The sequence below is a fragment of the Metabacillus sp. SLBN-84 genome, from assembly GCF_053629595.1.
In genome coordinates, this window is sequence record NZ_JBRJIP010000001.1 from 1,327,030 (window position 1) to 1,340,965 (window position 13,936).

General features: G+C 47.9%; 13 protein-coding genes. 11 read left to right on the top strand and 2 right to left on the bottom strand.

Annotation, left to right across the window (positions count from 1 at the left end):
- Positions 1–7: 7 nt before the first annotated feature.
- From obgE to pheA, 3 genes are all read left to right on the top strand, one after another.
- Positions 8–1,294 carry a GTPase ObgE gene (gene obgE / locus RKD52_RS06515; RefSeq protein ID WP_454099107.1) on the top strand — a complete coding sequence of 429 codons (1,287 nt, stop codon included), beginning with the start codon at positions 8–10 and terminating at the stop codon, positions 1,292–1,294.
- Positions 1,295–1,369: 75 nt separating this feature from the next.
- Positions 1,370–1,813, top strand: a complete 444-nt coding sequence (locus tag RKD52_RS06520) for an ACT domain-containing protein (RefSeq protein WP_029566776.1) — start codon at positions 1,370–1,372, stop codon at positions 1,811–1,813.
- 19 nt (positions 1,814–1,832) lie between these two features.
- Complete coding sequence (pheA, locus tag RKD52_RS06525) at positions 1,833–2,690, top strand: prephenate dehydratase (protein WP_454099108.1); 858 nt, start codon at positions 1,833–1,835, stop codon at positions 2,688–2,690.
- Positions 2,691–3,156: 466 nt separating this feature from the next.
- On the opposite strand, the gene RKD52_RS06530 is transcribed toward pheA, so the two are convergent.
- Together RKD52_RS06530 and RKD52_RS06535 are read right to left on the bottom strand one after the other, a co-directional pair.
- Complete coding sequence (locus tag RKD52_RS06530; RefSeq protein WP_454099109.1) at positions 3,157–3,693, bottom strand: 3H domain-containing protein; 537 nt, start codon at positions 3,691–3,693, stop codon at positions 3,157–3,159.
- Between the two features lie 6 nt (positions 3,694–3,699).
- Entirely contained in the window at positions 3,700–4,842 is a 1,143-nt protein-coding gene (locus RKD52_RS06535; RefSeq protein ID WP_454099110.1) for an IscS subfamily cysteine desulfurase, read from the bottom strand.
- Positions 4,843–4,935: 93 nt separating this feature from the next.
- On the opposite strand from RKD52_RS06535, the gene nadB reads away from it, so the two are divergent.
- The 8 genes from nadB to ruvB all read left to right on the top strand — a co-directional run bounded on the left by nadB (position 4,936) and on the right by ruvB (position 13,917).
- Complete coding sequence (gene nadB, locus RKD52_RS06540) at positions 4,936–6,510, top strand: L-aspartate oxidase (RefSeq protein WP_454099111.1); 1,575 nt, start codon at positions 4,936–4,938, stop codon at positions 6,508–6,510.
- On the top strand, positions 6,497–7,327 hold the full coding sequence (nadC, locus tag RKD52_RS06545; RefSeq protein ID WP_454099112.1) for a carboxylating nicotinate-nucleotide diphosphorylase: 831 nt from the start codon (positions 6,497–6,499) through the stop codon (positions 7,325–7,327). The genes nadB and nadC overlap by 14 nt, the downstream gene beginning before the upstream one ends.
- Positions 7,328–7,342: 15 nt before the next feature.
- Positions 7,343–8,452: a quinolinate synthase NadA gene (gene nadA, locus RKD52_RS06550; RefSeq protein WP_454099113.1), complete on the top strand. Its 1,110-nt coding sequence runs from the start codon at positions 7,343–7,345 to the stop codon at positions 8,450–8,452.
- Between the two features lie 182 nt (positions 8,453–8,634).
- Positions 8,635–10,251 (top strand): SafA/ExsA family spore coat assembly protein, encoded by a 1,617-nt coding sequence (safA, locus tag RKD52_RS06555; protein WP_454099114.1) that lies wholly within the window; start codon positions 8,635–8,637, stop codon positions 10,249–10,251.
- 204 nt (positions 10,252–10,455) lie between these two features.
- Positions 10,456–11,187 carry a YhcN/YlaJ family sporulation lipoprotein gene (locus RKD52_RS06560; RefSeq protein WP_454099115.1) on the top strand — a complete coding sequence of 244 codons (732 nt, stop codon included), beginning with the start codon at positions 10,456–10,458 and terminating at the stop codon, positions 11,185–11,187.
- 425 nt (positions 11,188–11,612) lie between these two features.
- Positions 11,613–12,161 (top strand): BofC C-terminal domain-containing protein, encoded by a 549-nt coding sequence (locus RKD52_RS06565; protein WP_369734745.1) that lies wholly within the window; start codon positions 11,613–11,615, stop codon positions 12,159–12,161.
- A gap of 134 nt (positions 12,162–12,295) precedes the next feature.
- Positions 12,296–12,904, top strand: a complete 609-nt coding sequence (gene ruvA, locus RKD52_RS06570) for a Holliday junction branch migration protein RuvA (RefSeq protein WP_369734747.1) — start codon at positions 12,296–12,298, stop codon at positions 12,902–12,904.
- Between the two features lie 11 nt (positions 12,905–12,915).
- Positions 12,916–13,917, top strand: a complete 1,002-nt coding sequence (gene ruvB, locus RKD52_RS06575; RefSeq protein WP_369734749.1) for a Holliday junction branch migration DNA helicase RuvB — start codon at positions 12,916–12,918, stop codon at positions 13,915–13,917.
- The last annotated feature ends 19 nt before the right edge of the window (positions 13,918–13,936 follow it).

The window sequence follows — 13,936 nt, forward strand, 5'->3', positions numbered from 1 at the left end:
GATTACCATGTTTATAGATCAGGTGAAGATATATGTGAAAGGCGGAGACGGGGGCAATGGCCTTGTCGCGTTCCGCAGAGAAAAATACGTACCGAAGGGCGGACCTGCAGGCGGAGACGGCGGTAAAGGCGCAGATGTCATTTTCCAGGTGGAAGAAGGACTGCGCACACTGATGGATTTCCGCTATCAGCGCCACTTTAAAGCAGACCGCGGACAGCACGGCATGTCCAAAAACCAGCACGGGCGAAATGCGGAGGCGATGATTGTCAAAGTTCCGCCGGGTACCGTTGTGATGGAAGAAGAAACAAGAACGGTTATTGCTGATTTAACAGAGCACGGCCAGCAGGCTGTTATTGCAAAAGGCGGACGCGGAGGACGCGGAAACAGCCGTTTTGCCACTCCTGCAAACCCGGCACCGGAGCTTTCTGAAAACGGTGAGCCTGGTCAGGAGAGAAACATCATCATGGAGCTTAAGCTTCTTGCAGATGTAGGACTTGTCGGTTTTCCGAGCGTAGGAAAATCAACGCTTCTTTCTGTTGTCAGTTCCGCAAAACCGAAAATTGCAGAATACCACTTTACAACGCTTGTTCCAAACCTTGGAGTGGTTGAAACGGGCGATGGCCGAAGCTTCGTCATGGCAGATCTTCCGGGTCTGATCGAAGGGGCGCATGAAGGTGTCGGACTTGGGCACCAGTTCCTCCGCCACATCGAGCGTACACGCGTCATTGTGCATGTGATCGACATGTCGAGCGGCGAAGGCCGCGATCCTTATGAGGATTATCTGACAATCAATGCGGAGCTAAAGGAATACAACCTGCGTCTGACTGAAAGACCGCAGATTATTGTAGCCAACAAAATGGACATGCCTGAGTCAGAAGAAAATCTGAAAATCTTCAAAGAGAAGCTCCAGGACGACCTTCCGATTTTCCCTGTTTCAGCCATTACCCGCGAAGGTGTGCGCGAACTGCTTTATGAAGTGATGAATACGATTGAGAAGACGCCTGAGTTCCCTCTTTATGAGGAAGAGGATCTGTCTGATCACCGCGTCCTTTATAAATTCGATAAAGAGGCAGCGGAGTTTGAAATCAACCGTGACAGCGACGGTACGTTCAACGTAACAGGAGAGAAAGTCGAATATCTCTTCAAAATGACAAACTTCCAGCGCGAAGAATCAATCCGCCGCTTTGCAAGACAGCTTCGCGGACTTGGTGTCGATGAAGCCCTGCGTCAGCGCGGAGCGAAAGACGGCGATATTGTTCGTCTGCTTGATTTTGAATTTGAATTTGTTGAATAGTCATGAAAGAAGAGCGATTGCCTGCTCTTCTTTTTTCAAAAGGAAAAAAGTGCAGTTTTCATAAAGGAGAAGGTCATGAAAGAAGAAACCTTTTTTTTAGTAAGAGAAGATGTTCTGCCGGAAGCCATGAGAAAAACACTTGAAGTGAAGCAGCTCATTGAGCGGAAGAAAGCGGAATCGGTTGCAGAAGCTGTTCAGCGCGTTGATATGAGCAGAAGCGCCTATTATAAATACCGAGATGCCGTTTTTCCGTTTCACACCATGGTGAATGAACGGATTATTACACTTTTTTTCCATCTTGAGGACCGTTCCGGTACATTGTCCCAGCTGCTTGCAGTTGTCGCATCGGCAGGGTGCAATGTTCTGACGATTCACCAGACCATTCCTCTTCAGGGGAGGGCAAACGTCACGCTGTCCCTGAACACCAATGGAATGAAAGAAGATATAAACAGTGTCATGGCAAAGCTTAAACGGCTTGAATTTGTGGAGAAAGTAGAGATATTAGGATCTGGAGCTTAGCGAGGAGAGGATTACAAGTATGTCTTTTAAGGTTGGCTATTTAGGGCCTGCAGCTACGTTTACCCATCTTGCAGTGACGAAATATTTTGAAGATGAAGCAGAGCAGATACCGTTTTTGAATATACCCAAATGCATAGATGCCGTTGCGGCTGGTGAAATTGATGTCGCGGTCGTTCCGCTTGAGAACGCTCTTGAAGGATCTGTTAACTTAACAGTGGATTATCTCGTGCATGAACAGCCGCTGCCGATTGTAGGGGAGATTGTTGCGCCGATTCAGCAGCATTTATTAGTGCATCCTGAAAGAGAACATTGCTGGGAAGAGACGGAGAAAGTATACTCCCACTCCCACGCCATTGCACAGTGCCATAAATTCCTGCACCGGGAGCTTCCGGATGCAGCCTACGAAAATGCCGCCTCAACCGGTGCTGCTGCAAAATACATACAGGAACATCCTGAAGAAAAGGTTGCGGCCATTGCAAATGAGCTGGCAGCGGAAGAATACGGGCTGAAAATGGTCAGGAAGGATATTCACGATTATCCTCATAACCATACGCGCTTTGCCGTGCTTCATCCCGACAAGTCAGCATCCTTCAGAACAAATTTAAGAAAAGTAACTGACCGGACCACCCTGATGATTACCCTGCCATCCGATCAGTCAGGAGCCCTGCATCAGGTGCTCTCTGCGTTTTCATGGAGAAAGCTCAATCTCTCAAAGATTGAGTCGCGGCCGATGAAAACCGGTCTCGGCAATTACTTTTTTATCGTGGACATTGATATGAAGTTAGATGAAGTCCTTATCCCGGGTGCAACGGCAGAGCTTGAAGCCCTTGGCTGCGGAGTCAGGATTTTAGGGACATACTCGGCTTATGCCATTTAGATAGAAAACGGCTATTAGCCATAAAGAAGACAGGCAGGATTCCAGATTTGGATCCTGCCTGTCTTCTTTGTCGTGATTAAAGGATTTTAGTAGCACTCAGCAGAGTAGCACCCAGAATTCAAAGCAAAGCTTCTCCGAACTGGCAGCACTCGGGTGAGAAGCGCCACAACTCATTTGAAAAGTTGCACCGAAGTGGTAGCACTCGGGCGAGTAATGCCACAACGCAATATAAAAGTTGTACCGAAGTGGCAGCACTCGGGTGAGAAGCGCCACAACTCATTTGAAAAGTTGCACCGAAGTGGCAGCACTCGGGCGAGTAATGCCACAACGCAATATAAAAGTTGTACCGAAGTGGCACCATTAGGGTGAGAAGCGCCACAACTCATTGGAAAAATCGCGCCGAAGTGGCAGCACTCGGGCGAATAATGCCACAACTCAACAAAAAGTTGCGCCGAAAAGGCAACACTCAATCATCCTCATCCACCAAAAATCCTTCAGCTTTAAGTGCAGCACATGCTTCATCTATTTTTTCCTGCCTGTCTGCTGCCAGGGTGTGAAGGTGGAGACCTTCTGTCAGCTGTGATAAGTAGGCGGCGTTGCGGTCCTCAATTTTTTTGATGAAATCTTTGACTTCCTTGCGGTTGCTGACCATGATGGAGGCTGTCAGTTCGCCGTAGACAGGATGTTCGATGATGACATCCCTGACCGTTACCCCGTGGTCCACAATCAGGTTCAGCTCTTCTTCTGTTGCTTCAGGGCCGTGGCTGCTTGCGATGATTCGCTTGTAAACAGGCAGTTCTTCTTTGTCCTGCATGACATACACATAGCCCTGACTTGTCGCAAGAATGGGTTCATTTTGAGCTTTCAGAAGAGAGATATCCTGCACGATGACCTGTCTGCTCACATTTGTCCGCTGCGCAATCTCACTCCCCTTAAGCGGTTCGTCCGCTTCCTTCAGCCAGTTAAGGATCACATTTCTTCTTTCATTACCCGGAATTTTCATTCTTACTTACGTCCTTTCTGCCTGTCTTTCGCTGAGCGTTCGGCCGATAATGCCGGTCATTTTTTTCAGATCTTCAGCCGTGGTGTATTTACCTGTTGAGATCCTGATGTACTGCAGGGCAGCCTGAGGTGACAAGCCAATGGAAAGAAGAGCTCTGGAAGGCTCCTGCATGCCTATTTGACAGGCCGTTCCTGTTGAAATGGCGACACCTCTCCGGTTGCTCTCAAGCAGCATGTACTGCCCTTCGATTCCTTTTATGTGAAGGCCGATAATCGACGGAAGCTGATCTGGGATGTACTGGTTGATGATGTGCACATCATCTTTAAACGGCTGCAGCATCTCAACAAAAACGTCCCGCAATTCGCGGAGCCTTAAGGATTCAGATTCCATGACCGAACAGGCCTGTTCAGCTGCAGCTGCAAATGCCGCGATGCCCGGAACGTTCACCGTGCCCGCCCGGAATCCATTTTCGTGTGTTCCCCCGTGAATGTACGGTTTAAATACATGTCTCGGATTTAAATATAAACAGCCGACCCCTTTTGGACCGTATATCTTATGGCTTGATAGAGACACTGCATCAAGCCCCCATTCATCAGCCTTAAGAGAGACCTTCCCGAAAGACTGTACACAGTCACTGTGAAAATAAACCGGCCGATCTTTGAGCCATTCTCCAATCTCTTTCAGGTTCTGAATACAGCCTATCTCGGAATTTACGTGCTGAACGGTCACCAGTGCGGTGTTTTCGCGAACTGCTTCTTTAATACTGTCCACATGTAGTTTACCATGATTGTCCGGCATTAAAAATGTTACCTCATAGCCTTTTCCCTGTAAAAACGTCAAGTAGTTATAGATCGACGAATGCTCTAATGCGGATGCAATGATGTGATTCTTTCCCTCCGCATTCGCCAAAAGAGTGTCAACAGCAAGCACATTTGACTCGCTGCCGCCTGATGTAAAGCAAATTCCCTTAGCCGTACCGCCTATAAGCCCTGCAAGTTTTCTCCGGCATGCCTCAAGCAATGAACCCGCAAGATCTCCTTCATCATGAAGACTGTTGCTGTTGGCAAACGCCTTCCTGGACGCTTCAGAAAATACATGAAGAGCCTCTTCGCTGAGCGGAGCTGCTGCTGCGTAATCAAGATAGATCATCCCATTCTCTCCTCCAAAAAAATCTCTTGTCATTAGTTTAGTTTTGTGTAAATATAGGTGTCAAGACACTTGTAAAGAATGGGGGTTATTTTTTTGCCTCAAACGGATGTATTAATCATTGGAAGCGGCATCGCAGCTTTATCTGCAGCCTGTCAGCTGCAAAAAACGAAAAAAGTGACCATCCTGACCAAAGGGGCGAAAGTCAGCAGCAATTCGATGCTTGCTCAAGGCGGGATTGCTGCCGCCATTCGTGCGAATGACAGCTTCAAGAATCATGCCGAGGATACGCTTAATGCCGGTCATTTTCATAATGATGATGAAGCTGTTGAGCTGCTTGTCAGGCACGGAGCAAAAGACGTTCTTTCACTGGCAGAAAACGGGCTTCCTTTTGACAGGGACAGCAGAGGCGAGCTCCTACTTGGCATGGAAGGCGCTCACAGCTTCAGCCGAATTCTCCATGCAGGAGGAGATGCCACAGGAAGAGCGATGATGCGGTTTCTTTTGTCCTGCCTGAATGAAAACACGGTCATTCATGAAAATGAGATGGTGCTTGAATTGATTGTGGAAAACGGAGTATGCCTCGGTGCCGTTTCAAGATCTCAGAACGGACTTGTAAACACGCATACTGCCCAGCATACAATTCTTGCGACAGGCGGCTGCGGAAAGCTGTATCAGCACTCGTCCAATGCTGACGGCATTACAGGAGACGGCCTTGCACTTGCATACAGAGCAGGCGCGGTGCTTGCGGATATGGAATTTACCCAGTTTCACCCGACGATGCTGCTTGCAGGCGGCGGGTGTGCCGGACTGATCTCTGAGGCAGTAAGAGGGGAAGGGGCCTTTCTTCAAAATGATTTGGGCGAACGGATCATGGAAGGCATCCATCCTCTTAAAGACCTTGCGCCGAGAGACATCGTTGCACGCGTTATCTTTTCGCAGATCAAAAAGGGGCGGAGCGTTTATCTGAACATCCTGCCGGTTTCAAGCTTTGAAGAACGGTTTCCGACCATTACGGCTATGTGCAGGAAATATAACATAGCGATTGAAAACGGACTGCTCCCGGTTGCGCCGGGCATGCATTTTTTAATGGGCGGCATCAAGACCGATCTGCATGGCCGGACATCTGTCAGCAGGCTTTATGCTGCAGGAGAAACGGCGTGCACGGGGGTTCATGGAGCAAACAGGCTGGCGAGCAACTCCCTGCTTGAAGGCCTGGTCTTCGGAAAGCGTCTGGCAAACAAGATCCAGAGCATCCAGGAAACAGTTGATCTAAAAGGATCGGATGCACAAGTATTCTCATATCCTGCAGATATCGATTTGCCGGAACAGGAAGACATTCAGCAGGTGATGACCGCATATGCGGGAATTGAACGGACTGAGAAAGATCTTGCGAAAGCATTGCACTGGTTTGAAAAATGGCTGAAGCCGTATTGGGCTATTAATGTGAAAGACCTCACAAACGATAGTGCTGAACGTCTTAATATGATGACCTCAGGCTGGCTGATTGTATCGGCTGCTCTTCAGAGGACCGAAAGCAGAGGAGGTCACTGCCGATTGGATTTTCCAGGATCAAACGATGCATTCTGGCTGAAAAAACAAATTCTTCTTTCGAAAAAAGGGTGCAGCTATCAACAACATTCAGAGGTGAAGATCATTGAATTTACTTAAATTAAAAAAGCAGCTGGAAAGTTTTTTTACAGAAGACATCGGAGACTTTGATGCAACGAGCACGTTCATTTTTTCGGAAGGACAGACAGGTACTGCTGTTATCCGTGCAAAGGTAGATGGTATTTTCGCCGGTGAAGAAGTGCTGAAAGCCGGATATGCCGTTTTAGACCCGCGGGTTAACGTCCAGGTTCTGAAACGGGACGGAGAGGCCATTTACAGGGGGGAAAAGGCGGCTGTCATGACCGGGCCGATTGCATCCATCTTGACAGGAGAGCGAGTCGTGCTGAATCTTCTGCAACGGATGAGCGGAATTGCAACTCTGACCAATCAGGCGGTAAAGCTGCTGAATTCAGATCATACGAAAATCTGCGATACAAGAAAAACGACTCCGGGCCTCAGAATGATTGAAAAATATGCTGTCAGGTGCGGAGGAGGGTACAACCACAGATTTGGACTGTATGACGGCATCATGCTGAAAGATAACCATATCGCAAGCGCGGGCTCGATTGCTGAAGCGGTTCAAAAAGCAAGAGCGAAAGCAGGGCATATGATCAAAATTGAGGTTGAGATTGAAACGGAGCAGCAGCTGCACGAGGCCATCGCGGCACGCGCAGATATCATTATGTTTGATAACCGCACCCCGATTGAAGCGGCAGCTTTTGCAGCCATCACACCAGACTCCATTATTACTGAAGCATCAGGGGGCATTACGCTTGAAAATTTAGCCGATTACGGTCGCACGGGAGTGGACTATGTTTCACTCGGCATGCTGACTCATTCTGCTAGAGCGCTTGATTTGAGCATGAATGTAGAATAGAAGGGGGAACGTGACATGAACGTTTTGGATATGCTTCAATTTGAAACAAATGAAAAAATGCCGCCGCACTATAAAGAGCTAAGTGAAAACGAAATGATGGAAAGAGTCAGGGCAATTAAAGACAAGTACGGGAAGAAACTGCTGATCCCCGGCCATCATTATCAAAAAGATGAAGTGATCCAGTTTGCAGATATAACGGGTGATTCCCTGCAGCTTGCACAGGCTGCAGCTGCCAACAAAGAAGCAGAATTCATTGTTTTTTGCGGCGTGCATTTTATGGCTGAAACAGCCGATATGCTGACAACAGAACATCAGAAGGTTTTTTTACCGGATATGAGAGCCGGCTGCTCGATGGCCGATATGGCGGATATCAGCCAGACAGAGCAGGCATGGATCAAGCTTCAGGAATTGTTTGGCGACACGATTCTGCCGCTGACATATGTGAATTCAACGGCTGCCATTAAAGCGTTTGTAGGCCGAAATGGCGGTGCAACGGTCACGTCCTCAAATGCGGAAAAAATGCTGAGCTGGGCTTTTGGACAGAAGGAAAGAATTCTCTTTTTGCCTGATCAGCATCTTGGAAGAAACACAGCTTATAACCTTGGCATTCCCCTTGAGAAAATGGCTGTCTGGAACCCTCATACCAATGAGCTTGAATGTGACGGCAATCCTGAAGATGTCATTGTGATTCTCTGGAAGGGCCACTGCTCTGTCCACGAAAAATTCACCGTGCAGAACATCGAGCATATCAGAAGCACAAAGCCCGACATGAACATTATTGTTCACCCTGAATGCAGCAGAGAGGTTGTGGCGGCAAGCGATCTTGCAGGCTCTACCAAATACATTATCGATGTCATTGAGGCATCAGAGCCTGGCAGCAAATGGGCAGTCGGAACAGAGATGAACCTCGTGAAGCGGATTATTGATCAGCATCCCGACAAAGAGATTGTTTCACTGAATCCGTTCATGTGCCCTTGTTTGACAATGAACCGAATTGATTTGCCGCACTTGCTTTGGTCTCTTGAGGCAATTGTTGAAGGAAAACCGGTCAATCAGATTCGCGTTGATGAACATACATCAAAGGATGCGGTCCTTGCTCTTGAAAGGATGCTCCAGCACGTTTAACCCATAACTGGCAGACACTCGGCCATGTAAGCGACATGCTTGCGCAGGCCCAGTGTTTGTCAGTTTTTTCTTTTCCCCTGAACATATATTTGTCTTCACAAGCATAAGTTGTGATGAAGAAGAATGGCATCATTGCCTGCTAATCATATGCGATAAAGTTTCAAGCATAGGAGGGGGAAAGGTTGAAAATCCACATTGTTCAAAAAGGCGATACCCTTTGGAAGATTGCCAAAAAATATGGTGTAGACTTTGAAGAAGTGAAAAAAATGAATTCTCAGCTCAGCAATCCTGATTTAATTATGCCGGGAATGAAAATAAAAGTTCCAACCGGCGGCGTGCCTGTAAAAAACGAAACAAAGCTCAATTTTTCAGGTAAAAAAGAAATGCCTAAGTCCGAGCATCCTTTTTCGAAGGAAAAACCGAAGCAGGTAATGGAAGTATCGGATACAAAGCCAAAAGAAGTTCCTAAGGAAAAACCGTCTGTCCCTTATGTTCCGCCAGTTCCGAATATGAAGCAGCCGGCTTATCCGGAGCTTGATATTAACAACTATTACATGCTGAATATGGCGATGATGCCTCAGGCGCCTCAGCCTCAACTGCCGCCTAAGCCGTCAAATGTCATGCCGGAAATGATGAAGCCGGCTGAAAAACCGGCTGAGAAACCTGCCGAAAAAGAAAAACCGAAATATGTGTCGCCGGCAAGCAAAGAGGAGGCTGATAAAGACATGGAAAACAAACCAAGCATGCCTCAGCAAGGGGTAATGGGTGCCTATCAGGGCGGTCCCGGCCAGCAAAGCCCTCAGGGATTCCCTGGCCAGCCTCAGGGTCAAGGATTTCCCGGCCAGCAGGGAGTGCCGTTCCAGAATCCGGGCATGGTTGCCGGAGCTATGGATCAGGGGCCAGGGGGAGATGACTGTTATCCAGTATCACCGGTCATGCCTGGACCAGGATTTGGCGGACCGGGATTTGGCGGACCGGGTTTTGGGGGACCTGGATTCGGAGGACCTGGATTCGGCGGCGGTCCTGGATTTGGAGGATTTCCGCAAATGCAGCCTTATGGCGGAATGCAGGGAATGCCGCAGCAAATGCCGTTTGATGACGATGACGATGATGATGTAATGGGCGCATACAGTCCGCAGCAGCCTGGATTTGGCGGACCGGGCTTCGGCGGTCCAGGATTTGGCGGAGCCCCGGGATTTGGAGGCGGACCAGGATTTGGCGGACCGGGATTCGGAGGTCCAGGCTTCGGCGGACCGGGCTATGGCTATCCTCCTGGATGTGTACCGGTATCCCCAGTCATGCCTGGACCGGGTTTCGGATATCCTCAGCAGGGAGGATATGGCGGAGGACCTATGCCTGGTCAGGTCATGGGAGCATACGGCGGAGCGCCGAACATGCCTGGTCAGGTCATGGGAGCATACGGCGGAGCGCCAAATATGCCTGGTCAGGTCATGGGAGCATACGGCGGAGCGCCAAATATGCCTGGTCAAGTGATGGGGGCATACGGAGGAGCGCCGGAAAACAACCAGCCGCCTCAGGTCAGTCCTGCAATGGATAAAGAGGATTGCGGATGCGGAGGACCTGGTCCGGGGTTTGGAGGGCAGCCAGGTTACGGAATGGGCATGCCGGGACAGTTTGGCGGAATGCCTGGCCAATTTGGTCAAGGACAGTTTGGCGGAATGCCAGGTCAGTTCGGGGGCATGCCGGGCGGTCAGGGTCAATTCGGCGGGATGCCAGGCCAGTTTGGGCAGAGTGATCAGTTCGCCATGCCAAGATTTGACGAAGAAGAAGAAGACTAATGTCGCCTGAAGAGACGGATTTGTTCGTCTCTTTTTTTATGTTTTTTAACTGTTTATGAAATAAAATCATCAGCCGGAACAAGTGAAATTTCCTCTCCATTATTTAAAGAACTTACCTTTAACTAACAGGTTAATCCCCTCCTGAACGAGCAACCTATACAAGAGCGGATTTGCTCGCATCAGAAAAATCAGGGGGTTTTTATATTGAGGCATAAACTTACTGCTTTTGCTGCAATTGCTGTCGCTGCAACAGGTCTCGCTGCTTGTAATAACAATAACGAAGGCGCGCTTGATACACGCTACAATGATAACGCCAGACCGATCGGCTATTATTCAAATGAGCACCGCGGCAATAATGGCAATGTAGACAACGTAGATAATGATGGACCTCTGACTGAAATGATGGAAGGCGATATGAACGATAATTACTTTACAAAAGTAAATGATCGGGATACAGCTTTTCATAATGGAAGAATGGATAATCCCACTGCACCGCTTTCAAATGAAGACGGCATGCTCGAGAGAGATAATCGTTTCAGCCGAAATGATGAAAATTATCATGGTCAGGTAAAGCAAATCAGCTATTACAATGACAATGAGAAAGCAATGGCTAAAAAGGTTTCTGAACAGGCTGCAGATGTGAAAAACGTTGACGACGTCCGCACCCTTGTAAATGGCGATCAGGTCCTGGTTGCAATTGACACGGACGACAAGAATGACAAAAACGTGAAAAATGCAGTAATGGATGCAGTCAAACCTGCAGCTAAAGGAAAAGACGTACAAGTTGTCACCGATGAAGGAACGTTTACCCGCGTGAGAACGATCAACGACAATATTGAAAATGGAAATGATAAAAAGTCCATTGATGCCGATATCCGCGATTTGTTTGATGATATGGGGAACATGATGAATCAGCCGGTTCAGCAAGCCCGATAACGGTTAAAAGAGGTGCCTCAGTGCGCCTCTTTTTAATTTGTCCGATTTTATACCCGCACGATCTTGCCATTGGTGTAATTTCTTATCCAGCTTTTCTGGTGTCCAGCTCCATCAGCCAACTCCTCTGCCAGAACAGATTCGGCAGTAAAGGCAAAAAGCGCCTTTTCTGCCGAATCCTTATCTGACTCCCGGAGCTAAACGGCCGATTCCGCTTTTCTATGGTGTCCAGCTCCATCAGCCAACTCCTCTGTCAGAACAAAATCCCCAAAAAAGTCAAAAGCGGACTTTTTCGGTGATTTCTTATCTGCCTATTGGAGCTAAACGGCTGATTCCGCTTTTCTATGGTTAATCCTTCTAATTATGGTCAAACTAATAACGAATCAATATTTCTTTACCAGAACGGTAAATGGATTGGGGTGTAAAAAATGATGTCATCTCATCGTTTCCTGTTTACAGCTGCAATAGCGTTCATTGGAATCTTTTTTCTTTCTTTTCCTGCTGTGCATGAACCGTACGATGCAGCCGGCAATGACGATCAGGCCTATGAAGTCAGCGGTCCCCTGACTGTGACAGTGGTTCTTGAAAGGATCTACCTGGACGGGGAGATCAGCGAAGAGGTTAAAACAGAAACCATTCTTGCAATGGAAGATTTCTGGGCTAAGTATGAAGGCTGGCAGCTTGTCGATCAGGATGATAATCAGATCATTTTTCAAAAAGAAGTTGATGATATCTCCCCATTGTTAAAAGCAAACGGGTATTTCGGCCTTTCATCAGAAGGGGTGTTCTCTATTTTCAACGGCAAGCCTGATGATGCTTCGGAGATCATCCATTCCTTCTTTCAGATTGATGTTGGGAAGCTCGAGACCAGGAAACATGACGAGCTGAGACACGGCATTCGCATCCAGTCGAAAGACCATTACTTAAAAGTCATTCAATCATATAAAGCCTACTCGTCGCCTGCAGAGGCGAACTGAAGCTGTCTTATGTGCCCGATCTTTTTGAACGGGTGCATTTTTTTGTTTTGTTTAGGCAAAATCCGCTGTTTAATACTACAGGCAGAGAAAAAAAGTATGTTACAATGAGGTACAGTTATAAAGAGGTGAAAAGTTTGATCGAATTTATAAAAGGAACCATTGATCTGGTGACTCCCGAGTATGTAGTGATTGACCGCGGGGGCATTGGCTATCAGGTTCACACTCCTAACCCATTCAGCTACCAGCGCAGCCGTTCCTCGGAAGTGACGATTTATACGTATCAGCATGTCAGAGAAGATATCCTCGCGCTGTACGGTTTTCATACAAGAGAAGAAAAAGCCTTATTTATGAAGCTTTTAAATGTGACAGGCATCGGTCCTAAAGGAGCTCTCGCGATACTTGCTTCCGGGAATCCGTCACAAGTAGTCGGAGCCATTGAGAGTGAGGATGAAAAATTCCTCGTGAAATTTCCCGGCGTGGGCAAAAAGACGGCAAGGCAGATCATCCTTGACTTGAAAGGGAAGCTTGGAGATATTGCAGGCGAACTTGCGCCGGACCTGTTTACCCATGAAGAGCATGCTGCATCAGAAACAGCCTCCAAATCACTGAGTGAAGCACTTGAAGCCCTGAAAGTTCTCGGCTATGCAGAACGGGAAATCAGCAAAGTTGTTCCTGCTCTGATGGAAGAGGAGCTTTCCACAGACCAGTATGTGAAAAAAGCGTTGCAAAAGCTATTAAAGTAAGGTGATCATTTATGGACGAACGTCTTGTTTCCGGCGAAGCGGAGCTTGATGAAGGAGCTCTTGAGCTCTCCCTTAGACCTAGGACTTTATCGCAGTACATTGGGCAGGATAAAGTAAAGGATAATCTAAAGGTTTTTATCGAAGCAGCAAAGATGAGAAGCGAAACACTGGACCACGTGCTTCTTTACGGGCCTCCAGGGCTTGGCAAAACGACCCTTGCCACCATCATTGCAAATGAAATGGGCGTCAATATCAGAACGACTTCAGGACCGGCCATTGAAAGGCCGGGCGACCTTGCCGCCATTCTGACCGCCCTCGAACCCGGTGATGTTTTATTTATTGATGAAATCCACCGCCTTCAGCGTTCCATTGAAGAAGTGCTGTATCCTGCAATGGAAGATTTCTGTCTTGATATTGTCATTGGAAAAGGACCGCAAGCCAGGTCCGTGCGCCTTGATCTGCCTCCGTTTACGCTCATTGGAGCGACAACAAGAGTCGGGCTGCTGACTGCACCCCTCAGGGACCGTTTCGGTGTTTTGAGCCGTCTTGAGTACTACAATGAAGAGCAGCTCTCCCTGATTGCCGAGCGGACAGGAGATATTCTTGGCATTGGCCTCGAAAAAGAAGCATCACTCGAACTGGCGCGCCGGTCACGCGGGACTCCGAGGATAGCCAACAGGCTGCTCAGGAGGGTAAGAGACTTTGCGCAGGTTCTCGGAAAACCGGCCATTACAGGCAGCCTCGCAAATGAAGCGCTTGAAAGGCTGCAAGTCGACAGACTTGGCCTTGATCATATCGATCACAAGCTGCTGATGGGCATTATTGAAAAATTTAAAGGCGGACCCGTGGGACTCGACACGATTTCTGCTACAATAGGCGAAGAATCGCACACAATTGAAGATGTATACGAACCATATCTTTTGCAGATTGGTTTTATACAACGGACTCCAAGGGGAAGAATGGTAACAGATGCTGTTTATCATCACTTTCAAATGGAAGTTCCGAAACAATAGAGATTTGCATAACGGAAAA

What these genes read in the sequence shown, in the direction of transcription:
- obgE (WP_454099107.1), top strand. Translation starts at nt 8, where the DNA reads ATGTTTATAGATCAGGTGAAGATATATGTGAAAGGCGGAGACGGGGGC.
- RKD52_RS06520 (WP_029566776.1), top strand. Translation starts at nt 1,370, where the DNA reads ATGAAAGAAGAAACCTTTTTTTTAGTAAGAGAAGATGTTCTGCCGGAA.
- pheA (WP_454099108.1), top strand. Translation starts at nt 1,833, where the DNA reads ATGTCTTTTAAGGTTGGCTATTTAGGGCCTGCAGCTACGTTTACCCAT.
- RKD52_RS06530 (WP_454099109.1), bottom strand. Translation starts at nt 3,693, where the DNA reads ATGAAAATTCCGGGTAATGAAAGAAGAAATGTGATCCTTAACTGGCTG.
- RKD52_RS06535 (WP_454099110.1), bottom strand. Translation starts at nt 4,842, where the DNA reads ATGATCTATCTTGATTACGCAGCAGCAGCTCCGCTCAGCGAAGAGGCT.
- nadA (WP_454099113.1), top strand. Translation starts at nt 7,343, where the DNA reads ATGAACGTTTTGGATATGCTTCAATTTGAAACAAATGAAAAAATGCCG.
- RKD52_RS06565 (WP_369734745.1), top strand. Translation starts at nt 11,613, where the DNA reads ATGATGTCATCTCATCGTTTCCTGTTTACAGCTGCAATAGCGTTCATT.
- ruvB (WP_369734749.1), top strand. Translation starts at nt 12,916, where the DNA reads ATGGACGAACGTCTTGTTTCCGGCGAAGCGGAGCTTGATGAAGGAGCT.